This window comes from Streptomyces coeruleofuscus (genome assembly GCF_039532725.1).
Taxonomy (GTDB): domain Bacteria; phylum Actinomycetota; class Actinomycetes; order Streptomycetales; family Streptomycetaceae; genus Streptomyces; species Streptomyces coeruleofuscus.
This window is the reverse complement of record NZ_BAAASE010000005.1, coordinates 97,737-120,006: the sequence shown is the minus strand read 5'-3', so window position 1 is coordinate 120,006 and position 22,270 is coordinate 97,737. Positions and strand designations below refer to the sequence as shown.

Sequence of the window (22,270 nt, the reverse complement as noted above, 5' to 3'; positions counted from 1 at the left end):
GGAGCACCACTGTGACCACCCTCGCCGCCCGCCGCACCGCCACCGCAGCGCTCGGACTCGCCGGCGCCCTCCTCCTGGCCGCCTGCGCCAACCCCGACGACGGCGGCACGACCGAGGTCGCGGCCAAGTCGGGCGGCAAGACGAAGATCAACATCAGCCCCGACCAGAACCGCGTCACCACCGGCAAGGTCGACTCCATCGCCTCCGAGGTCCCGGAGAAGATCCGCGAGAGAGGCACCCTGGAACTCGTCGCCTCGTCCGGCTCCGCCGCGCCGCTGACCTTCTACGCCACCGACAACAAGACCGTCATCGGCGTCGAGCCCGACATCGCCCACCTGGTCGCCGACGTCCTCGGACTGAAGGCGCACATCAACACCGTCTCCTGGGAGAACATCTTCGTCGGCCTCGACAGCGCCAAGTACGACGCCGGCTTCAGCAACATCACCGTCACCGAGGAACGCAAGGAGAAGTACGACTTCGCCACCTACCGCGAGGACAACCTGGCCTTCGAGGCGCAGGAGGGCAGCGGCCTGAAGGTCACAGGGCCGAAGGACGTGGCGGGCAAGACCGTCGCCGTGAGCAGCGGCACCAACCAGGAGAAGCTGCTGATCGAGTGGTCGGCGGAGAACAAGAAGGCCGGCCGGAAGCCGGTGGACATCAAGTACTACCAGAACGACAGCGACACCTACCTCGCTCTCCAGTCCGGCCGCATCGACCTCTACCTCGGTCCCAACCCCACCGCCGCCTACCACGCGGCCACCACCGGCAAGACCGAGGTCGTCGGCACGTACTCCGGCGCCGGCGCCCGCCTCCAGGGCCTCATCGCGGCCACCACCAAGAAGGACAGCGGACTCGCCAAGCCGCTCGCCGACGCGCTCAACCACGTCATCGACAACGGCACCTACGCGAAGGTGCTGAAGCGCTGGGGCCTGTCCGACGAGGCCGTGACCAGGTCGGAGATCAACCCGCCCGGCCTGCCCAGGACCAACACGTAGCTGTCGCAGGGTGCGAGGGCGTGCAAGTCCCGGAACTCAACAGGGCCCCAACAGCATGTCAGTGAAGGAGTACGCGTGAACCCATTCAGAAACCGTCATCCGGTCCGTCCCGCCCTGGTGGCGCTGGGCTCGGCCGTCCTGCTGGCCGCCTCCGTCACCGTCCCGTCCGCCGCGGCTGCCGGGGCGGAGGAACAGCCGCGTTCGTCCGTGGTGCTCGACTGGTACGACACGACAGCGGCCACCATCGCGGCAGGCGGCGCCCCGACGCAGATCACGAACAGCCGGACCTGGGCCGTCAGTTGGCTCGCGGCGGCCCGCGCCACCCGGCCGGTGCCGGCCGGCGTCGACCGGGGCGACTTCCAGGACGCGGCCCTGGCGTCAGCCGTGCACGACGCTCTGGTGGCGCTGGTCCCCTCCCGCACTGAGGAACTGGACGCCGCACTGCGCACGACGCTGGTGGGCGTCCCCGACGGACCGGCCGAGTCGAAGGGCGTGGCGGCCGGTGCCCGGCAGGCGCGGCTGGTGCTCGCCGCCCGCCAGGGTGACGGCCTCGACCCGGCCTCGGTCGACGCGCCGTTCACCGTCCCGCCGGCGGCCCCCGGAGTGTGGCAGCCGACCCCGCCCGCCTACGCCCCGGCCGCGCAGTACGGGAACCGGCTCGCCCGTCCCTTCCTGCTGGACAGCCCCGACCAGTACCGTCTGCCCGCCCCGCCCGCCCTGGACTCCGCGCGTTACCGCGCCGACCTGGCCGAAGTCCGTGCATACGGGGCGGTGGACAGCACCGTACGCACGGAGAAACAGACAGAGACCGCCGACTTCTGGCTCGGCTCCTCACTGACGCTGTACACCGAGCCACTGCGGGTGGCCCTCGCCCGGTCACCGCAGTCCAGCGCCGGACGGGCCAGGCTGGTGGCCCTGTTCCACATCGCCCTGGTGGACACGCAGATCGCCACCTCCGACACCAAGTACGCCTATCTGCGGTGGCGCCCGGTCACGGCCATCCGTGCCGGTTCGATCGACCCCGACCCCGCATGGACACCGCTGCACACCACACCGGCCCATCCCGACTACCCCAGCGGCCACAACACGTACTCGGGCGCCGCGGAAGCGGTCCTCTCGGCGCTCGTCGGGCCGCGCACGGCGCCTTTCAAGCTGACCAGCCCCACGGCTCCCGGAGTGACCCGGACGTACACGGCCTGGAGCCGGCTGTCCCGGGAGAACGCGGATGCCCGCGTGTACTCCGGCATTCACACCCGCTCGGCCGACGAGGCCGGTCTCGTCCTCGGCGAGCGGGTCGCGACGCACGCCCTGCGCAACGCCGAGCGCCTGTTCGGCACGCTGTGAGCGGCACCAACCCGGACCATCGCGGCCGCGGCCTGGCCACGCGCCTCATTCAGGAAGGCACCCACTCGTGTCCTCAACCCCCGCTTCTTCCCTGCACCTTGCCGTCGCCCTGGACGGCACCGGCTGGCATCCCGCCTCCTGGCGCGAGCCGGTGGCCCGTCCCAGGGACCTGTTCACCGCCGCATACTGGGCCGACCTGGTCGCGGAGGCCGAGCGCGGTCTGCTCGACTTCGTGACCATAGAGGACGGTCTCGGCCCGCAGTCCTCCCACTTCCTGGACCCGGACGAGCGCAACGACCAGGTGCGCGGCCGCCTCGACGCCGTCCTCGTCGCCTCGCGCGTCGCCCCGTTGACCCGGCATATAGGTCTGGTGCCGACGGTGGTCGCCACCCACACGGAGCCGTTCCACATCTCCAAGGCGATCGCCACCCTCGATTACGTCAGCGCCGGCCGCGCCGGCCTGCGCGTGCAGATCACCGCCCGCCCGAACGAGGCCGCGCACTTCGGCCGCCGCACCATCCCGCGCATCGATGCCTACGACAGCCCCGCCGCTCGGGAAGTGGTGACCGAGCTCTTCGACGAGGCCGCCGACTACGTGGAGGTGGTGCGCCGCCTCTGGGACAGCTGGGAGGACGACGCCGAGATCCGGGACGCCGCCAATGGCCGCTTCATCGACCGGGACAAGCTGCACTACATCGACTTCGAGGGAGGACACTTCAGCGTCAAGGGCCCCTCGATCACGCCCCGGCCGCCGCAGGGCCAGCCGGTCGTCAGCGCCCTGGCCCATGACACCGTTCCGTACCGGCTCGTGGCCCGCGCCGCCGACATCGGTTACGTCACCCCGTACGACGCCGACGAGGCCCGCGCGATCGTCGCCCGGATCCGTGCCGAGCAGGACGCGGCGGGGCGAGCCGCCGAACCTCTGCACGTCTTCGGCGACCTGGTGGTCTTCCTCGACGACGACCCGGCCGCCGCCACCGCCCGCCGGGAACGGCTCGACGCGCTCGCGGCACAGCCGTACACAAGTGACGCCCTCATCTTCGCCGGCACGCCCTCCAGCCTCGCCGATCTGCTCCAGGAGTTGCACAGCGCCGGGCTGAGCGGATTCCGGCTGCGCCCCGCCGTCGCAGGCCACGACCTCCCGGCGATCACCCGCGGTCTGGTCCCCGAGCTTCAGCGCCGGGGCGTCTTCCGCCGTGCCTACGAGGCCGACACCCTGCGCGGCCTGCTGGGCCTGGCGCGCCCCGCCAACCGCTATGCCGCTGCCACCACCTGAGCCGGAGGGAACGACCACGACCATGAGCAAGCCGTTGAAGCAGATCCACCTGGCCGCCCACTTCCCCGGCGTCAACAACACCACCGTGTGGAGCGCCCCCCGGGCCGGCAGCCACATCGAGTTCAGCTCCTTCGCGCACTTCGCGCGCACCGCCGAACGCGCCAAGTTCGACTTCCTGTTCCTCGCCGAGGGACTCAGGCTCCGTGAACAGGGCGGAAAGATCTACGACCTGGACGTCGTCGGCCGCCCCGACACCTTCACCGTCCTCGCCGCGCTCGCCGCCGTCACCGAGCACATCGGCCTCACCGGAACCATCAACTCCACCTTCAACGAGCCCTACGAGGTGGCCCGCCAGTTCGCCGGTCTCGACCACCTCTCCGGCGGCCGCTCCGCCTGGAACGTCGTCACCTCCTGGGACGCCTTCACCGGTGAGAACTTCCGTCGCGGCGGATTCCTGCCCCAGGAGGAGCGCTACTCCCGCGCCAAGGAGTTCCTGGCCACGGCGAACGAACTCTTCGACTCCTGGCGCGGCGACGAGATCCTCGCCGACCAGGAGACCGGCACCTTTCTGCGCGATGCCAAGGCCGGGGCCTTCGTCCACACGGGACAGCACTTCGACATCCACGGGCAGTTCAATGTCCCGCGCTCGCCGCAGGGCCGCCCGGTGATCTTCCAGGCCGGCGACTCCGAGGAGGGGCGCGAGTTCGCCGCGCAGAGCGCGGACGCGATCTTCAGCCGGTACGCGACGCCGGAGGCGGGGCAGGCCTTCTACACGAACGTCAAGAACCGGCTCGCCAAGTACGGCCGCCGCCCCGACCAGTTGCTGATCCTGCCCGCCGCCACCTTCACGCTCGCCGACACCGACGCCGAGGCGGAGGAGCTGGCCAAGGTGGTGCGCCGCCAGCAGGTCAGCGGCGCCACCGCCATCAAGCATCTGGAATTCGTCTGGAACCGGGACCTGTCCTCCTACGACCCGGACGGGCCGCTCCCCGACATCGACCCGGACGTCGGCGACCACCACATCTCCAAGGGCCGCGCCCAGGTCCGCATGTACCGGGACCCCCTGGCCACCGCCCGCGAGTGGCGCGAGCTCGCCGCCGCGAACAACTGGTCGATCCGCGAGCTGGTCATCGAGACCGGCAACCGGCAGAACTTCATCGGATCGGCGGAGACGATCGCCCGTACCGTCAACGAGTACGTGCAGGCCGACGCCAGTGACGGTTTCATCCTCGTGCCGCACATCACCCCGACCGGCCTGGACGAGTTCGCCGACAAGGTCGTCCCGTTGCTCCAGGAACAGGGCGTGTTCCGCACCGAGTACGAGGGCACGACTCTGCGCCACCACCTCGGCCTCGCGCACCCGGACGACGTCCGTGACGAACGGGTGGCGTCGTGAAGTTCCTCGCGATCACCCTGATCGTGCATGCCCGGATCCGATCACCGGCTTTCGCACCCACGACCACGCCGACCGGGTGAGGTCGTACCAGCTGCTCGCGGAGGCGTGGAGCCGGAGATGAGGGGAGGCCCGGCGCGCGGGAGACCGCCGCCGGGCCTCTCGCGCGCAGGTCGAACGGGTGGGTCGTTACCGCCGCCCCGCGTGAGCCCTGTCTCACCTGGGCAGCGTCACTTGGCTATGCAACGAGTTGCATATGAGGATCGAGTCATGGCACTCGAGCACGCGATCCTCGTCTCCCTGCTGGAGAAGCCGGGCTCCGGTTATGAGCTGGCCCGGCGGTTCGAGCGGTCCATCGGATACTTCTGGACCGCCACACACCAGCAGATCTACCGCGTTCTCAGGCGCATGGAGAGCGAGGGCCTGCTCGCCGTCCGTGAGCTGTCGCAGCAGAGCCGACCGGACAAGAAGGTCTACTCCGTCGTAGGCCCCGGCCGCGCCGCCCTCTCTCAGTGGCTGCACGAATCGATCCAGCCCGAGAGCATGCGGCACGAACTCGCGGTGAAGATCCGCGGCGCGGCCTTCGACGACCCGTCCGTGCTGATCCGCGAGGTCGAACGGCACCGCCAGGTGCACATCGACCGGCTCGCCCACTATCTGGCCGGGGAGCTGCGCGACTTCACCGGCCCGGCGGCTCCCACCCCGCTCGACGCCGGTCAGGAACTGCAGCACGTCGTGCTGCGTGGCGGCATCGCGTACGAGCGGATGACGATCGCCTGGCTCGACGACGTACTCGCCACCCTCCGCCGGCTCGGCACGTCACCCCCGCACGTCTGACCTGCCGGCCACCGCCGCCCCGCACCCCGCGACCTTCAGACCTGCACCCTCCACCCTCAACCCTCGGAAGGCGGACCCACATGGCCGACCCCCTCCTCTTCAACCCCCGTACCTACGACCCGGCGCACTTCGACCCCGACACCCGCAGGTTGCTGCGTGCCACCGTCGACTGGTTCGAGGACCGCGGCAAGCGCAGGCTCATCGAGGACTACCGCTCCCGCGCCTGGCTGGCGGACTTCCTCGCGTTCGCAGCCAAGGAGGGGCTGTTCGCCACCTTCCTCACCCCGGGGTCCGCCGCCGGACACGAGGACCAGCGCTGGGACACGGCCCGGATCGCCGCCCTCAACGAGATCTTCGGGTTCTACGGTCTCGACTACTGGTACGCATGGCAGGTGACCATCCTCGGTCTCGGGCCGGTCTGGCAGAGCGACAACGCCGCAGCGCGTACCCGCGCGGCGGAACTCCTCGCGCAGGGTGAGGTGTTCGCCTTCGGCCTCTCCGAGAAGACCCATGGCGCCGACATCTACTCCACCGACATGCTGCTGACGCCGGACGGCAACGGCGGCTTCAGGGCGACGGGTTCCAAGTACTACATCGGCAACGGCAATGCCGCCGGGCTCGTCTCGGTCTTCGGCCGACGCGCCGACATCGAGGGCCCGGACGGCTACGTCTTCTTCGCCGTCGACAGCCGCCACCCGGCCTATCACCTCGTCAAGAACGTCGTGGACTCCTCGAAGTACGTCAGCGAGTTCCGCCTCGAGGACTACCCGGTGGGCCCGGAGGACGTCCTGCACACGGGCCGCGCCGCCTTCGACGCCGCCCTCAACACCGTCAACGTCGGCAAGTTCAACCTCTGCACCGCCTCGATCGGCATCTGCGAGCACGCGATGTACGAGGCGGTGACCCACGCGCACAACCGCATCCTGTACGGCCGCCCCGTCACCGCCTTCCCGCACGTGCGCCGCGAGCTGGCCGACGCGTACGTCCGCCTGGTCGGCATGAAGCTGTTCAGCGACCGCGCCGTCGACTACTTCCGCTCCGCCTCGCCGGACGACCGCCGTTACCTGCTCTTCAACCCGATGACGAAGATGAAGGTGACCACGGAGGGCGAGAAGGTCATCGACCTGATGTGGGACGTGATCGCCGCCAAGGGCTTCGAGAAGGACACCTATTTCGCCCAGGCAGCCGTCGAGATCCGGGGGCTGCCCAAGCTCGAAGGCACGGTCCACGTCAACCTCGCGCTGATCCTCAAGTTCATGCGCAACCACCTCCTGCACCCGGCCGAGTTCGCGGCCGTACCGACCCGCCTCGACGCGGCCGACGACACGTTCCTCTTCGAGCAGGGACCGGCCCGTGGCCTCGGCGCCGTACGCTTCCATGACTGGCGTCCCGCCTACGACGCATACGCCGGTGTGCCGAACGTCGCCCGCTTCCGGGAGCAGGCCGACGCCCTGTGCGAGTTCGTCGCCACCGCAGCCCCGGACGAGGAGCAGAGCCGCGACCTCGATCTTCTTCTCGCCGTCGGCCAGCTGTTCGCGCTGGTGGTGCACGGGCAGCTGATCCTGGAGCAGGCCCGCCTGACGGACCTGGACGAGGATGTGCTCGACGAGCTGTTCTCCGTGCTCGTCCGCGACTTCTCGGCCTTCGCCGTCGAACTGCACGGCAAGGACTCCGCCACGGTGGATCAGCAGCGCTGGGCGCTCGGTGCCGTCCGGCGCCCCGTCGTCGACGAAGCGCGTTCGGGACGGGTCTGGGAGCGTGTGGAGGCACTGTCCGGGGCGTACGAGATGGCGCCGTGACAGTCCGCCCAGCGGGCTCGTCGACATGTGACGGTCAGGGCTCCCGGGAGCAGTGACGCTCGCACCGTGGCCCTCTGCGCGACCTGCCGCGCGGAGGGCCACACGTCATCACCTGATCGCCGCCGCCCTCATGTCAGGGTCTGCGGGTCGGCTGCCTCTTCGTCCGGGGGTGTGTCCCAGTCGGCCGCTGTCGGGACGGGCTGCCGGCTGGCCTCTGGCAGGGCCTGTTCGGCCCAGATCACCTTGCCCTGCGGGGTGTACCGGGTGCCCCAGCGCTCAGCCATCTGCGACACCAGGAACAGGCCCCGGCCTCCCTCGTCCGTCGTCGCGGCGTACCGCAGATGCGGTGAGGTGCTGCTGCCGTCGGCCACCTCGCAGATCAGCGTGCGGTCGCGGATCAGCCGCACGTGGATCGGCCCGGCACTGTAGCGGATGGCGTTGGTGATGAGCTCGCTCAGGATCAGCTCCATGGTGAAGCCGAACTCTGACAGGCCCCAGGCTTCGAGCCTTCGGGACACAGCGTCGCGCATACCCGAGACGGCGGCCGGGTCCGCTGGTACATCCCAGTCGGCGATGCGGTCGCGCGGCAGTACCCGAGTGCGGGCGACGAGCAGGGCGACGTCGTCCTTGGGACGATCGGGGAGCAGGCGGTCCAGCACGTCCTGGCAGGTCTCCTCGGGCGGCCGGCCGGAGTGGCCCGTCAGCGCGTCGCGCAGGATTTCCATTCCCACGTCCAGGTCGCGTCTGCGGTCCTCGATGAGTCCGTCGGTGTACAGGACGAGCTGGGTTCCCTCCGCGAGGTACAGCTCCGCGGTCTGGAACGGCATGCCGCCGAGGCCCAGGGGCGGACCGGCCGGCACGTCCGGGAAGGTGACGGTTCCGTCAGGCTGGACCAGCGCGGGCGCCAGATGCCCCGCACGCGCCATGACGTAGTGGCGCGTCACGGGGTCGTAGATCCCGTACAGGCAGGTGGCGCCCACGACGCCCGCTGCGCTCTCCGCCGTCTCGTTCTGGTCGATGCGCCCGACCAGGTCGTCCAGATGGCTCAGCAGTTCGTCGGGTGGCAGATCGAGGGCGGAGAAGTTGTGCACCGCGGTTCGCAGCCGTCCCATCGTGGCGGCGGCGTGCAGGCCGTGGCCGACCACATCGCCGACGGCCAGTGCCACCCGGCTCCCCGGCAGGGGGATCACGTCGAACCAGTCTCCGCCTACGCCCGACTGGGCGGGGAGGTAGCGGTAGGCGATGTCGAGGGCGTTCTGCTCCGGCATGGCCTGTGGCAGCAGGCTGCGCTGGAGGGTGACTGCCAGAGCGTGCTCGCGGGTGTAACGGCGGGCATTGTCGATGCTTATCGCGGCACGGGCCACCAGCTCCTCCGCCAGCGACAGATCCTCTTCGTCGAAGGGCTCATGCTGCTGCGCGCGCCAGAAATTGGCCATGCCCAGCACGACGCCACGGGCCTGGATGGGGGCGCTGATGAGCGAGTGGATGCCGTGGTCGATGATCGCCTTGGCGCGCTCGGGGTCCTGCACGCGCCAGCCCGTGGCGGCCGGCAGATCGCTCACCAACTGGGACCGGCCGCTGCCGTAGCCGCGCGCCTGGGGCGTGGCGGGAAGGTAGTCGAAGAGCCGGCCCTGTTCGGAGAGCGGATGGTCGTCCTGAACGCCGCACACGGCCGCGCGTCGCATGTCCGTCGCCGTGAGGGCCGGCTCCTCGCCGTGCAGGACGGCATCGGCCAGGTCCACGGTGACGAAGTCCGCGAAGCGAGGAATCGGGACCTGCGCCAACTCGTCGGCGGTGCGCAGCACGTCCAGAGTGGTACCGATGCGGAGTCCCGCGTCGTACAGCAGCCTGAGCCGCTCCCGTGCCACCTCCGCCCTGCCGGTCACCGCCTGCAGCTCGGTGGAGTCGCGCAGGGTCACCACCGTCCCCTCAGGGCCTCCTCCGAAGTCCGTGGGCCGTTGGTTGACCGCGAGCAGCCGCTCGCCCGCGAGGTGCACCTCGTCGGTGGCCTCACGCCCGGAGGCGAGCAGCGCCTTCGTCTCGGGATCGAGGCCCGGCAGCTCCGAGACGGGCTGCCCCTCGACGTCGGGGGGCAGCTCCAGCAGGCGTCTGGCCTCGTCGTTCGCCAGCATCAGCTGCCCGTCTGCGGCCACGATCAGTACCCCTTCCCGAACGGAGTGGAGCACCGTGTCGTGGTGCTCGTACATCAGGGTCATCTCGTCCGGGGCCAGGCTGTGTGTCTGGCGTCGCAGCCGCTTGCCCACCAGTGCCGTCACACCGATGGACAGCGCGAGCGCTGCGGCCCCGGCGCCCAGGATGATCGGTAGTTGCCGGGCCAACTGACTTTCGACGTTCTCGACCTTCATCCCGGCCGAGACCAGGGCCACCACACGGCTGTCGGCGTTCTCGATCGGGACCGTGGCCTGCACCTCGCGACCGAGCGGGCCGTCGACGCTCTCCACGTAGACCTTTCCCGCCAGCGGCGGCCCGATCTCGCCCACGAACCGCTTTCCGATTCGGTCCGGCAGGGGGTGCGTGTACCGGATGCCGTCGGTGTCCATGACCACGATGAAATCGACGCCGGCGGCCCGGCGTGCCGCCTCGGTGAGCGGCTGGAGAATCTTGCTCGGATCCGGGGTCTGCAATGCCGCCAGGACGCCTGGTGAGTGCGCGTAGGTCTGTGCCACGGCCGTGGAGCGTCGCCTGGCCTCGGCGCTGGAGTCCCGCTCCGACTGCAGGATGAGGGCGAAGACGCCGCAGGCCACGAGCAGCACCACCAGAGCGACCTGGAAAACCAGCACCTGCCCGGCCACGCTCCGCGTGCCCTTGCTGAGGAGGCGCTTGGCTGATAGGTGTCGAAAACGGGCGAAAGGATTCGCCATGCGACCTTTTTAGCATCGGTGATCCCGAGGGGCCAGGGTTCGGCCGACCCGCGCCCGGCTGACCTCGGATGCCCGGGCGGCATGCGCTGCATCGCCTCGGCTCCTCCGGGCGTGGCCGTCCGGTGCGCATTTCTCGCGTGCAGCGCATGATCCTTCCGCGCCGGATGTCCGATTAGGCCGATATTATGCATTTTGTGATCATGTCTGCACGGCTGTGGCGCCGTCGCCCCGCCTACAGCGGCCGATGGGAAGCTGCCCGGCTGTCACCCCTCATCCTGACCGCCCTCATCGCCGGCCTGGCGTTCTCCACGCCCAGGGAGATCGCCTTCAGCCGCCTTCTGCCCGCCGCACCCGCCCTTGCCGCCGCGATGTGGCCCGTGCTCCCCACGATCCTGTTGGGGGCGTTCTGCCTGCTGCTCATGATCGTCCTCAGCTTCTTCTACACCGATCTGGGGACGCAGTACTCGGCGGCCGCGATCGTCGCCGTCACCCTGGCAGCCGCATACGGGAGTCATGTCCGACTCCAGCGTGAGGAAATGCTCTTCCAGATCCGGCTCGTCGCCGACGCGGCCCAGAAGGTGCTGCTGCGCCCGCTGCCACGCCGCATCGAGGGCATCGAGATCGAGTCGCTGTACCTGGCGGCCCAGGAGCAGGCCCGGATCGGCGGTGACTTCTACGAGGCGATCGGTACACCGCACGGGGTCCGGCTGCTCATCGGCGACGTACGGGGCAAGGGCCTGTCCGCGGTGGGGGCGGCCTCGGCGGTGATCAGTTGCTTCAGAGAGGCCGCTTACGACGAGCCCGACCTGCAGGGCATCATCCACCGTCTCGAGACCGCCGTCACGCGCCACAGCGCTGCGTTTCCGGCCCAGGACCAGCCCGAGCACTTCGCCACTGCACTCCTCGCCGAGATCCCGCACGACGGCGGCTACGTACGACTTCTCAACTGCGGGCATCCCCCGCCGCTGATCGCGCATCACGGAAAGGTCCGGGTCCTGGTCCCGACCATCGCCTCCCCGCCTCTCAACCTCGCAGCGCTCATCGGTGACCGTTACTGGGTCGACGTCGTCGCTTTCGCCCCGGGGGACCAGCTGCTGCTCTACACGGACGGCGTATCGGAGGCCCGGGACCACGCGGGCGAATTCTTCCCGCTGCCGGACTGGATGCGGCGGCGGGGCCTGGAGCAGCCCCGCGAGCTGCTCGACCAGCTGCACCGGGCTCTGCTGCAGCACAGCGGCGGAAGGCTCGACGACGACATCGCGGCCCTCGCGCTGAGGTCCTCCAACGCGCAGGATCGGGGAACCGCGGGCATCGAGGCCTGAGCCTTCGTGTCCGCATGCCGGAAACCGCAGGTCCTGGTTTTTGGCCGAATGAGGTCGTACCCCTCGATGGTGGTGCCGATGAGGCTGGGGGTGACGATGAGGCTGCGGTGACGATGCGTTTGAGGCTGGCGGGGAGTGGGGGAGCGGTCGCGGGGGAGGGCATCGGGACCGCCACGACAGAACGCCCATCGGGTTCACGGTCGGATGCCGCCGTGGTGTCCGACCCGTCCGCGAAGGCTGTGGCTGTCAGGGTGTCGGCTCGGAGCACCAACGAGGCCGTCCCCGGCACTGACGACCAGCGTGAGCATCCCGCCCGCCCCTCACGACAAAGCTGCGGCTTTGTCAGAGGATCTCGGCCAGACTGGCGAGCGCGGACCGGTAGTCGGGGCCGACCGGGCCGAGCACGGTGGTTGTGACGCCTGACTCGAAGAGGTCTTGTACGCGGGCACGGACCTGGTCGGGGGTGCCCGTCAGGGTCAACCGTTGTGCCCACTCCTCGGGTATCGCCTGAGCGAACTCCTGGGCGCTCTTGCTGGTGTGGCGCAGCGCGGCGAGCTCGTCATGGAAGCCGAGGGGGACGATGTGGGGCGCCCAGTCGGGATCGCCCAGGGGTTGCAGGGCGGGCCGTGCCGCGGAGAGGGCGTTGTGCGGGTCGTCGTCGACGACGGTGATGTTGTAGGCGGTGATCCGGTGCGGGCGCCGCGGGTTGATGCTGGTGAGGGCTTGGCGGACGTACTCGGGTGATACCGGCTCGGCGAGCAGGGTGCCGTCGGCCACTTCACCGGCGAGGGCGAGCGACTTGGGGCCGCGAACGCCGGCGAAGATGTCGGGGGCGTGCTCGGGCAGCGCCGATGGGTCCAGGCGTAGTCCGTCGAGCCGGATGTAGCGGCCGTCCGTATCGGCCGGCCGACCTGCCAGCAGTGTCTTGAGCGTGTGGATGTACTCGCCCAGCAATGTCAGAGGGCTGGCCGGCCAGGCTCCGACGCTGCGCATCCAGTCGGGCATGCCGTGTCCGACCGCGATGTCGAGGCGGCCCGGGTGGAGTTGGGCGAGAGTGGCCACTTCCATCGCGGCGAAGGCGACGTTGCGGGCCGCGGCGGGCAGCAGCCCGACTCCGACGCGGATCCGGCGGGTGCAGGCCAGCACGGTGGCGGCCTGGACAAGCCCTCCGCGGTAGCCGAGGTCTTCGACGACCCACAGTTCGTCGAAGCCGTAGGCGTCTGCTTCCTGCGCGAAGGCGATGACGTCGGCTTGGGGGATGTCGCGGGGGAGGAGGACGCCGATCGTGCCGGACGCTTCCTGCGGGCTCATGAGCGGTCTCCTTGGTGTTGTCCTGCGGGAGTTGTGCTGGGGCGCGTGCGCTGGGCCGGGTCCACCGTGGCGGCGGCGCGGTCACGGGTGTCGGCGGCGGGAGCGATGAGGATGGCGGCGGCCACGAACACCAGGACCACCACCATGGCCGAGCGCAGCCCGTAGTGGTCGCCCAGGAACCCGAGGGCGGGCGGCCCCACGAGGAAGGCGACGTAGCCGATGACGGCGACCAGCGAGACGCGGGCGGTCTGGTCGGGACCTGAGTCCCCCGCCGCCGACAGAGCCACCGGGAAACCGAGGGAGGCTCCAAGCCCCCAAAACAGTACGGCTGTTGCCGCTATGACGGCGTTGTCGGAGAAGATGACCAGGAGGAGTCCGACGGCACCGGAGACGGCGCTCGCGCGCACGACAGCGGCCCGCCCGAAACGACTGAGGAAGAAGCTGCCGCTGAAACGGCCCAGGGTCATCGCCGCCGCGAACCCCACGAAGACGAGCGAGCCCATCGCGGCGTCAAGGCCGTGGCCGTCGACCATGAGCAGCGGCAGCCAGTCGTTGGCGGCGCCCTCGGCCAGCGCCATGGCCAGCACGATGGCGCCGATCAGCAGCAGTTTCCGGTCCTTCCACACCTGCGGCTTGGATGGTTGCCCCGAAACCGGCCCCGGCCCCGGCGTCGACGGCGCGGTGCTGATGCCGATACCGGCGGGAACGGCACGAAGGGCGTGGACCAGCATCCCCGTGGCGACCAGGGCGATCACGGTCAGATGCCAGTGGACGGGGAACGCGACGGCGGTGGCCGCCATTCCGGCCGACCCCCCGATGACCGTGCCCAGGCTGAAGCAACCGTGCAGCGTGGGCAGCACCGCGGTCCCGGTGATGCGCTCCACGTCGGCGCCGTCCACGTTGACCGCCACTTCGCCCCCGCCCATGCCCGCGCCGAACAGGCACAGTCCCGCGGTGACCAGGGGTGCCGACCGCACGGCGCTGCCCGTACCGATGACGACCGTGCCCGTGATGATCAGGAGCGTGCCGAGCGCGATGACCGGCCGGGTGCCGAACCGGGACACGAAACGGCCGGAACACAGGATGCCGATCATGGAACCGATGGACAGACCGAACAGGACCAGCCCCATCTGACCGGTGGACAAGCCCAGTTGATCGCGGACATCGGGGGTGCGCGTCACCCAGGACGACATGGCGATGCCCGGAAGGAAGAACAAGAGGAACAAAGCTCGACGGCGTCGGCGTACGGCGCGGTCTACCAAGGGGGAACTCGGCTCAGCAGGACCCGTGACTCGTCCCTGGCGGCGGCCACCTCAGACTCGCCGAGCCCGCACAGCCGCAGGCACGACGACGCGATGACATCGGTGTCGGCCGCTTCCGGCTCACGAGAACGCCGTATCTGAATGACGACCTCGACCAACTGGATCAGCAGTTCGCCGATCCGGTCGGCCGGCACGCTGCCGGCGACGCCCTCGGCCGCCGCCTGGGCGCCGAGAGTGCCGTAGCTCTCCTGCAGGCGGCCCCGCTCGGCTCGGAAGGCGTCGAAACGCTCGGCCCGCACCTCCGGCAGCAGATAGAGCGTGCCGATGTTGTACGGAGTGCGGCAGAGGGTGCGTACATCCATCGCGGCCACCGCGTAGAGCGCCGCGGCCGGAGTCGCCCGCTCGGGCACCAGTGCCTGGATCCGCTCCACCATATGGAGACTGGGCCGCACGGAAGTGGCCAGCAGCTCGGCGAGGATCTCTTCCTTGGTGGCGAAGTGGTAGTAAAGGGAGGCCTGCCTGATGCCCACCCGTTCGGCGATCATCCGGGTGCTCGTGCTGGCGATCCCGCGTTCGGCGAAGAGCGCGCCCGCGGCGTCGAGGATCTGTTCCCGGGCGGAGGCGTCAGGGTCGGACGGCGGCGCGTGCCGGGGTCTGCCTTGGCGGGGACGCGTGATCGACATATTTCCATCCTGCCACCTCGGTGGCGGACTTGAATGTTGCTCGCCGTGCCACCGCACGTCCTTGGGCAGCGCTCGTAACGCGGCCCCCGCGGAGCGACCGGGGGCGCGGCCCTGTCGCCTGACGGTCATACGGACGCCTGATAGGCCCGCCAGCCGCCGAAGCGAGTGATGTCGGGCGCGCCCTCGACGGCGTACGGCTCCACGAGGAAGCCGCTGACCTGTCGTCCGTCGGCCAGCTCGACGGTACCGATGGTCATCGGCGCGGGAACGGCGGTGGTGAACGCCCCGAACCCCGAAGCCGGCAGCCGCCAGATCTCACCCTCGATGCCTCTTCCCGCCCCGCCGTCCGATCCTGCGGCCCGGCCCGGCCCGGTGCCGGCGCCCGGCCCGCCCTCGGGTGCCCGGACCAGGCCCGGCTTGGGCGGTTCGGTGGCCAGGGCGTACAGCCGGTAGCCGCCTGCGGTGCGCGCCGGGCCCACCAGTGTGCCGCCCGCCTGCACCAACTGGGCGTTGAGGGGCTGCCCCGTGAGGTGGGCGCCGACCACGAACAGGTCGAGCCCCGGGTTGGCGAACCGCTCGGCGAGGGCGGCGAGGGCGCGGTCGGAGAACGCCGGGCCGGTGAACATGACGCCGAACGGCAGGCCGTCCACGAACCCGGCGGGGACGGCGAGCGAGGCGTGGTCCAGCAGGTTGGCGAAGTTGGTGAAGCGCCCCATCCGGGCGTTGGCGCCGACCGGATCGGCCGCCACCTCGTCGAGGGTGGGGTGCCAGGTGGTGGTCGGGGTCAGGAGCGCGGCGCAGCCGTCGAGGGCCGCGCGTCCGGCGGCGCCGAGGGCGGCGAGGCGGGCGGTATCGGCGGCCCAGTCGGCGGCGGTCTTCTCCCGCCCGGCCAGCACGATGGAGGCGACGGTGGGGTCGAGATCCGTACCGATCAGGTCGCGGTGCTTCTCCAGGTGCTCGCCCACGGCGGCGTACCGCGCGGCGACGAACGCGCCGCCGTACAGCAGTTGCGCCGCCTCCAGCAGCGGCGTGATGTCGGCCTCGACGATCTCCGTCCCGGTGCTCGCGAGGCGGGCGACCGCGGCGTCGAATGCCTCACGCCAGCCGTCGGCCATGCCCTCCAGGTGCTGTGGCCCCGGGACGGCGACCTTGGGGCGCGCGGGTGGCGGCGGGAGCTGGGGGCCGGTGCGGCAGAGCGGGTCGGCCGGGTCGGGGCCCTCGACGATCTCCGCGGTGACGCGGGCGAGCCGCAGGTCGCGCGCGAAGACGGTCACGCAGTCGAGGGCGTGGCACGCGGGAACCACCCCGGTCACGGGCACCAGACCCTTGGTCGGCTTGACCCCGACGATGCCGTTGAGGGCGGCGGGCACCCGTCCGGAGCCGGCCGTGTCGGTGCCGAGCGCGATGTCGGCGATGCCCAACGCGACCGCGACGGCGGAGCCGGAGGACGAGCCGCCGGAGATGCGGGTCGTGTCCCAGGCGTTGCGCACCGCGCCGTAGGGGCTGCGGGTGCCGACCAGGCCGGTGGCGAACTGGTCCAGATTGGTCTTCCCGAGCACCACCGCGCCGGCCGCGCGCAGTCGCGCCACCGCGGGCGCGTCGGCCGGCGGCAGGTAGGCGTACGACGGGGCGCCCGCGGTCGTGGGCAGGCCGGCCACGTCGATGTTGTCCTTCACGGCCGCGACCAGGCCGGCCAGGGGCAGCGCCGGGTCGATCCCGGCGGCCTCGGCGAGCACCTCGTCGCGGGGCCTGAGGTGGATCCAGATCTCGGGACGGCCGGCGCTCTCGATGCGGTCGTACGCGGCCTCGACGCGTGCGGTCGTCGGCACGGCGCTCATGCCCTCACCGCCGCGAGGACCTGGCCGGCGGCGACCTGTTCACCGGGCTTGACGTAGATCTCCAGCAGGGTGCCCGCGGCGGGGGCGCTCACCTTCGACTCCATCTTCATCGCCTCCAGGGAGAGGATCGGGTCACCCTCGGCGACGACGGCGCCGGGCTCGGCGACGGTCTGCCAGACGGTGGCGGTGAACGGCGCGGTGACCGGGACCGCGCCGTCCGGGACGGCGACCGCCACGGCACTCGCGGCCGCAGGTCCGGGATCGTCGTTCCGGTCGAACTCGCCCGTGGCCCGCCAGCGATCCTTCTCGGCCTCGAACGCGGCGCCCTGCCGCTTCCGGAAGGCGGCGATCGAATCGGCCTCGGCGGAGAGGAAGGCGTTGTACTCGGCGATCGAGAAAGACCCCTCCTCGGTCCGGAAGGCGCCGCGGCCGGCGTCGGTCTCGGCGCGCAGTTCGAGCAGCTCCTCCGCGGTGACGGGGTACCACTCGATGCGGTCGAAGAAGCGCAGCGCCCACGGCGAGTCCTCGAACAGCCCGCCCTTGCGGAACCGGTTCCAGATCTGCACCGTGCGGCCGACGAACTGATAGCCGCCGGGACCCTCCATGCCGTAGACGCACAGATAGGCGCCGCCGATGCCCACGGAGTTCTCCGCCGTCCAGGTGCGTGCCGGGTTGTACTTGGTGGTCACCAGGCGGTGCCGCGGGTCGAGCGGGGTGGCGACGGGGGCGCCGAGATAGACGTCGCCGAGGCCGAGCACCAGGTAAGAGGCGTCGAAGACGGTGCGGTAGACGTCGTCGGCGGTCTCCAGGCCGTTGACGCGGCGGATGAACTCGATGTTCCACGGGCACCACGGGGCGTCGTCGCGCACCCCCGCCATGTAGCGCTCGATGGCGAGCCGGGTCGCCGGATCGTCCCAGCTCAGTGGAAGCCGCACCGTGCGGGAAGGGACCACCAGCTCGTGCGTGGGCGCGACCTCGTCCTCCAGCTCACGCAGCAGGACGGTGAGGTCGCGGGGCTTCAGCCGCCGGGTGTCGGTGTGGATCTGCAGGGAGCGGATGCCCGGGGTGACGTCGACGATGCCGTCGGGCGCGTGCGCGGCGAAGGCCTCCTGCAAGGCATGCACGCGCATCCGCAGCCCGAGATCGAGCACCATGGGGCCGTACTCGACGAGGACGTTGTCGTCGCCGGCCCGGCGATAGGTGACGCAAGGGCGGTCGTCGGTGGCCTCCAGACGGCCGAGTACGCCGTCGTCGCCGTCTCCGCCCGCGCTGATCAGCGTGGGCGAGGCACGGCGGGCATCCAGGGCGGCCGCCTCGGCTTCCCTTACCGGTACGAAGCGGACGGTGTCTCCAGGGCGGAGCTGACCGAGTTTCCACAGATCCCCGCTGGCGACCACCGCGGGGCAGACGAAACCGCCCAGGGACGGCCCGTCGGGGCCCAGGATGATCGGCGTGTCGCCGGTGAAGTCGAGGGCGCCCACCGCGTACGGCGTGTCGTGGATGTTGGAGGGGTGCAGCCCTGCCTCGCCGCCGTCCTGACGGGCCCACTGGGGTCGGGGCCCGACCAGGCGGATACCGGTGCGGGCCGAGTTGTGGTGCACCCGGTAGTCGGTGGCGTAGAGGGTGTCGATGTCCTCGCGGGTGAAGAACTCGGGCGCCGCGTGCGGGCCTTCGGTGACACCGATCCGCCAGTGCGGGGTGATCGCCGGCCGGCGTTCGGGCGGGGTCGGCCCGCCACCGGCGGTCGCGGCGGCCCCGGGCCGCAGGACGTCCCCGGCGAGCAGTGCCCGACCGCCGTGTCCGCCGAAGCCTCCGAGGGTGAACGTCGAGGCGCTGCCCAGGTATGCGGGTACGTCGACGCCGCCCCGGACGGCCACGTAGCTGCGCAGGCCGGGACCGTGGCAGGCGCCGAGGACCAGGGTGCCGCCGGCCGGGACCGGCACCGGCTCCCACAGGGCTGCCGCGGCGCCGTCCACCGTGATCGGGACGGGGGCGCCGGTGACGGCGACCACGCAGGCGGCGGAGAAGCGCAGGGTCAGCCCGCCCGCGGTGACCTCGAGCCCGGGCGCCCCGGCCTGGTTGCCGACGGCCAAATTGGCCTCGGCGAAGGAGACGGGGTCGAAGGGCCCGCTCGGCGGCACGCCGACATGCCAGTGGCCGAGCCGGCCGGGAAGGTCCTGGACGGTGGTCATCGCTCCCGGCACCAGGACGTCGACGCGTGGCTCGGGGTCGGCGGTGGTGGCGAGGGTGCTGGTGCTGTGCGCCGCCTCGCGCACCTCGTCCCGCACGGTCAGCGAGCGCAGCAGGCCCAGGTTGGTGACGACGCCGTCGACCCGGCTGGCGGCCAGGGCCCGGCCGAGCACGTCGAACGCGGTGTCGCGGTCGGGGCCCTTGGCGATCACCTTGGCGAGCATGGGGTCGTAGTACGGCGAGACCTCCAGGCCGGTCTCGGCGAAGCCGTCGACGCGGACGCCGGGAATCTCGTCGGCGCCCTGGCCGGGGAAGGCGGCCCGGGTGATCAGGCCCGAGGAGGGAGCCGAGTCCTTGCCGGGGTCCTCGGCGTAGACACGGGCCTCCACGGCATGTCCGGCGGGCGTCCACTCCCGCTCGAACACCGCGTCGTCGACCCTGCCGTCGCGGGCCAGGGTGAGCATGAGTGCGACGAGGTCGACGCCGTAGGCCTCCTCGGTCACCGGGTGCTCGACCTGGAGCCGGGTGTTGACCTCCAGAAAGGCGGCCTCCTCGTGGAACGGGTCGTAGACGAACTCCACGGTCCCCGCGCCGCGGTAGCCGACAGAGGCGAGCAGCCGGCGCGACGAGTCCCGCAGCAGTCGGCGGACACGGTCGGGCAGGGCCGGGGCCGGGGCCTCCTCGATCACCTTCTGGTTGCGGCGCTGCAGCGAGCAGTCGCGGTCGCCGAACACGGCGATCCGGCCGGTGCCGTCGCCGAAGACCTGCACCTCGACGTGGCGGGCCGGCCGTACCAGACGCTCCAGGAACACCCTGGCCGACCCGAAATGGGACTCGGCGAGCGCCGCCACCCCGGCGAAGGCCTCGCGCACCTCCTCGCCGGTGGCGCAGGCCCGCATGCCGATGCCGCCACCACCGCCCGTGGCCTTGACCATGACGGGCAGCCCGATCGACTCGGCCGCGGCGACGGCCTCCTCGGCGCTTCCGAGCAACTCGGTCCCGGCCAGCAGCGGGACTCCGGCCGCCCGGGCCAGGGCGCGGGCGGTGTGCTTCTCGCCGAAGGCGGTGATCTGTTCGGCGGTCGGGCCCGCGAAACGCAGGCCGGCCTCCTCGACGGCACGGGCGAAGGCGGTGTTCTCGGAGAGGAAGCCGTAGCCCGGGTGGATGATTCCGGCGCCATGGGCGAGCGCGGCCTCGATGATCGCGTCGCCGCGCAGATACGAGTCGCGGGCGGGCGCCGGACCCAGGCGGACGGCGTGGTCGGCCTCGCGGACGTGCGGGGCGGCCCGGTCGGCGTCGGAGAAGACGGCGACGGTACCCAGGCCCAGCTTCCGGGCGGTGCGGATGACACGGCGGGCTATCTCACCGCGGTTGGCGACGAGAACAGCGGTGGGGCGGTTCACGCGGCGTCCCCCGGGGTGCGCGGGGCGCGCGCGGACCGCGGGCCACCCGCGACGGGACCGGGGCCCCCGCCACGCGCGGGGTCCACGACGATCATCCGCAGCGGGGTCGGGTTGAAGTCGTTGCACGGGTTGTTCATCTGCGGGCAGTTGGACACCATCACCAGGACGTCCAGCTCGGCGCGCACCGCGACCCGGCGGCCGGGCGCCGACATGCCGTCCACGATGCCCAGGGCGCCGTCCGCCTCGACGGGCACGTTCATGAACCAGTTGAGGTTGGAGACGATGTCCCGCGCCCCCAGACCGCGCCGCCCCGCCTCGGCGAGGAAGTTCTCGCGACAGCCGTGATGGAACAGTACGTGGTGGCCGTAGCGCAGGGTGTTGGACTCCTTGCCGCAGGCACCGCCGATGGTGTCCTGACGGTCGATCTCGTTGGCGACGACGGTCATCAGCGGGCGGCCCTCACTGCTGCGCAGCACGGTGCCGGTGCGCACATAGGCGTTGCCCTGCCAGGCCAGGGTGTCGGGGACGCTGTAGCGCTCCTCGGGGTCGTCGGCGTTGTAGAGCAGGCAGTCGGCCGACTGGTTGCCGCCGACGTCGACGATGGTCAGGACGTGTCCCTCCTCCACCACCGTCGACCAGGGCGCGTTGGGGGCCACCTCCTCGTCCAGGACGACGGCGCCCTCGACCAGGCTCGCCCCCCAGTCCAGGGGGGAGCCCTCGGCGTACACCGCGCCGACCGGGACGGTGGAGGCGACGGTGCTGCCTGAGGTGGTCGGGTAGGTGGCCGACGTGCTCTCGGTCTGAGTGGTCGCCATGTCACAGCCCCCGGGCTTCGCAGTAGTCGACGGTGTTGAGGTAGGCCCGGTGCAGCTCGGGCGTGGCGGTGAACCGCGGATCGTCCGGGCCGGTGGCGGCTGAGCGCCAGGCGTGCACGCGCAGTGGCCCGACGACGTAGCCGGGGCGCGGGTCCAGCGGATGCGCGGCGTTGGCGACCAGCACCAGCAAGGGCATTTCCGCGAGGAGTTCGACGTGGGTGCCCGGACCGGCGCTGCCCCGCCAGGCGAGTTCACCGTCCGCCTCGACGCGCACGCCCTGGAAGAAGGAGAGGCTGGGCGGCAGGTCGCGGCGGCTCAGGCCGTGCTTGGCGGCCGCCTTGAGGAAGAGTGCGCGGCCGGAGGGGGACGGCCCGTGGGGGCGGGCATCACCGTACTTGCGTTCGTTCCAGGCGTCGGTGGTGGTGCCGCAGAAGGCGTCGTGCCGGCCGGAGGAGTCACCGGTGACCACGGCCAGGACCCGGCCGTCGCCGGACAGCAGCGGATGGTTCTCGCCGAGGTAGGCCTGCCACGGGATCTTCTGGGTGTCGGCGACGTTGAGCCGCTCCGTCGGTTCCAGGGCGTTGAAGAGCAGCAGGTGGGGGCAGGCGTCACCGGTCGGGTCGTCGAAGCGCAGCCGGGTGCCGCGGGCGAGGACCTTGTGGGTGTAACCGCCGGGTGCCACCGTCTCCGCCCATACCAGGGCGGCCGGGTCCACCGCCGGCGGGCAGTGCGGGCTGGCGGACGCCGGGAGGTACGGCATCCACGCGCCGGTCTGTCCGCCCTGGGCGCGGGCGTCGTCGCGGGCACTTCGGACACTGTCGGTCAGGTGCAGATCACGGACTCCGGTGGGGTACTGGTCGTGCGGTGCGATGGCCGTCGGCTCGTCGGCTGTGGTCATGGATGTCCCGTCATCCCTTCGT

General features: G+C 71.1%; 15 protein-coding genes. 7 read left to right on the top strand and 8 right to left on the bottom strand.

The annotated features are described in order from the left end of the window. Nucleotides 1–11 precede the first annotated feature (11 nt). The 6 genes from ABFX81_RS20025 to ABFX81_RS20000 all read left to right on the top strand — a co-directional run bounded on the left by ABFX81_RS20025 (nt 12) and on the right by ABFX81_RS20000 (nt 7,644). Nucleotides 12–995 carry a transporter substrate-binding domain-containing protein gene (locus ABFX81_RS20025; protein WP_086854333.1) on the top strand — a complete coding sequence of 328 codons (984 nt, stop codon included), beginning with the start codon at nt 12–14 and terminating at the stop codon, nt 993–995. A gap of 75 nt (nt 996–1,070) precedes the next feature. Continuing rightward, nucleotides 1,071–2,339 carry a vanadium-dependent haloperoxidase gene (locus tag ABFX81_RS20020; RefSeq protein ID WP_346138424.1) on the top strand — a complete coding sequence of 423 codons (1,269 nt, stop codon included), beginning with the start codon at nt 1,071–1,073 and terminating at the stop codon, nt 2,337–2,339. A 67-nt stretch (nt 2,340–2,406) separates the two neighbouring features. Then, entirely contained in the window at nt 2,407–3,615 is a 1,209-nt protein-coding gene (locus ABFX81_RS20015; RefSeq protein WP_086852712.1) for an LLM class flavin-dependent oxidoreductase, read from the top strand. 22 nt (nt 3,616–3,637) lie between these two features. Next, nucleotides 3,638–5,011 carry an NtaA/DmoA family FMN-dependent monooxygenase gene (locus ABFX81_RS20010; RefSeq protein ID WP_086852714.1) on the top strand — a complete coding sequence of 458 codons (1,374 nt, stop codon included), beginning with the start codon at nt 3,638–3,640 and terminating at the stop codon, nt 5,009–5,011. Between the two features lie 267 nt (nt 5,012–5,278). Further along, nucleotides 5,279–5,845: a PadR family transcriptional regulator gene (locus ABFX81_RS20005; protein WP_346138423.1), complete on the top strand. Its 567-nt coding sequence runs from the start codon at nt 5,279–5,281 to the stop codon at nt 5,843–5,845. Nucleotides 5,846–5,925: 80 nt separating this feature from the next. After that, on the top strand, nt 5,926–7,644 hold the full coding sequence (locus ABFX81_RS20000; protein ID WP_346138422.1) for an acyl-CoA dehydrogenase family protein: 1,719 nt from the start codon (nt 5,926–5,928) through the stop codon (nt 7,642–7,644). 128 nt (nt 7,645–7,772) lie between these two features. Here the strand turns inward: ABFX81_RS20000 and ABFX81_RS19995 are convergent, their stop codons facing one another. Further along, nucleotides 7,773–10,526 carry a SpoIIE family protein phosphatase gene (locus ABFX81_RS19995; RefSeq protein WP_346138421.1) on the bottom strand — a complete coding sequence of 918 codons (2,754 nt, stop codon included), beginning with the start codon at nt 10,524–10,526 and terminating at the stop codon, nt 7,773–7,775. Nucleotides 10,527–10,726: 200 nt separating this feature from the next. Here ABFX81_RS19995 and ABFX81_RS19990 point away from each other — a divergent pair, with 200 nt between their 5' ends. Further along, on the top strand, nt 10,727–11,848 hold the full coding sequence (locus tag ABFX81_RS19990) for a PP2C family protein-serine/threonine phosphatase (protein ID WP_346138420.1): 1,122 nt from the start codon (nt 10,727–10,729) through the stop codon (nt 11,846–11,848). Nucleotides 11,849–12,190: 342 nt separating this feature from the next. Here ABFX81_RS19990 and ABFX81_RS19985 read toward each other — a convergent pair whose 3' ends face one another. The 7 genes from ABFX81_RS19985 to ABFX81_RS19955 form a co-directional block, all read right to left on the bottom strand. Continuing rightward, on the bottom strand, nt 12,191–13,159 hold the full coding sequence (locus ABFX81_RS19985) for an LLM class flavin-dependent oxidoreductase (RefSeq protein ID WP_086848073.1): 969 nt from the start codon (nt 13,157–13,159) through the stop codon (nt 12,191–12,193). After that, a complete protein-coding gene (locus tag ABFX81_RS19980; protein WP_086848072.1) occupies nt 13,156–14,421 on the bottom strand; it encodes an MFS transporter in 1,266 nt (421 codons plus the stop codon). The genes ABFX81_RS19985 and ABFX81_RS19980 overlap by 4 nt, the downstream gene beginning before the upstream one ends. Next, nucleotides 14,415–15,104, bottom strand: a complete 690-nt coding sequence (locus tag ABFX81_RS19975) for a TetR family transcriptional regulator (protein ID WP_086848071.1) — start codon at nt 15,102–15,104, stop codon at nt 14,415–14,417. The genes ABFX81_RS19980 and ABFX81_RS19975 overlap by 7 nt, the downstream gene beginning before the upstream one ends. Before the next feature lie 125 nt (nt 15,105–15,229). Continuing rightward, nucleotides 15,230–16,942, bottom strand: coding sequence for an allophanate hydrolase (locus tag ABFX81_RS19970; RefSeq protein WP_346138419.1), 1,713 nt, complete (start codon nt 16,940–16,942; stop codon nt 15,230–15,232). Further along, the gene (uca, locus tag ABFX81_RS19965; protein ID WP_086848070.1) at nt 16,939–20,535 is read right to left on the bottom strand and encodes an urea carboxylase; all 3,597 of its coding nucleotides are present in this window, start codon (nt 20,533–20,535) and stop codon (nt 16,939–16,941) included. Before uca ends, ABFX81_RS19970 begins: the two co-directional genes overlap by 4 nt. Beyond that, nucleotides 20,532–21,350, bottom strand: a complete 819-nt coding sequence (locus ABFX81_RS19960) for an urea amidolyase associated protein UAAP2 (protein ID WP_086848069.1) — start codon at nt 21,348–21,350, stop codon at nt 20,532–20,534. The genes uca and ABFX81_RS19960 overlap by 4 nt, the downstream gene beginning before the upstream one ends. Nucleotide 21,351: 1 nt before the next feature. Then, on the bottom strand, nt 21,352–22,248 hold the full coding sequence (locus ABFX81_RS19955; protein ID WP_086848068.1) for an urea amidolyase associated protein UAAP1: 897 nt from the start codon (nt 22,246–22,248) through the stop codon (nt 21,352–21,354). Nucleotides 22,249–22,270 lie beyond the last annotated feature (22 nt).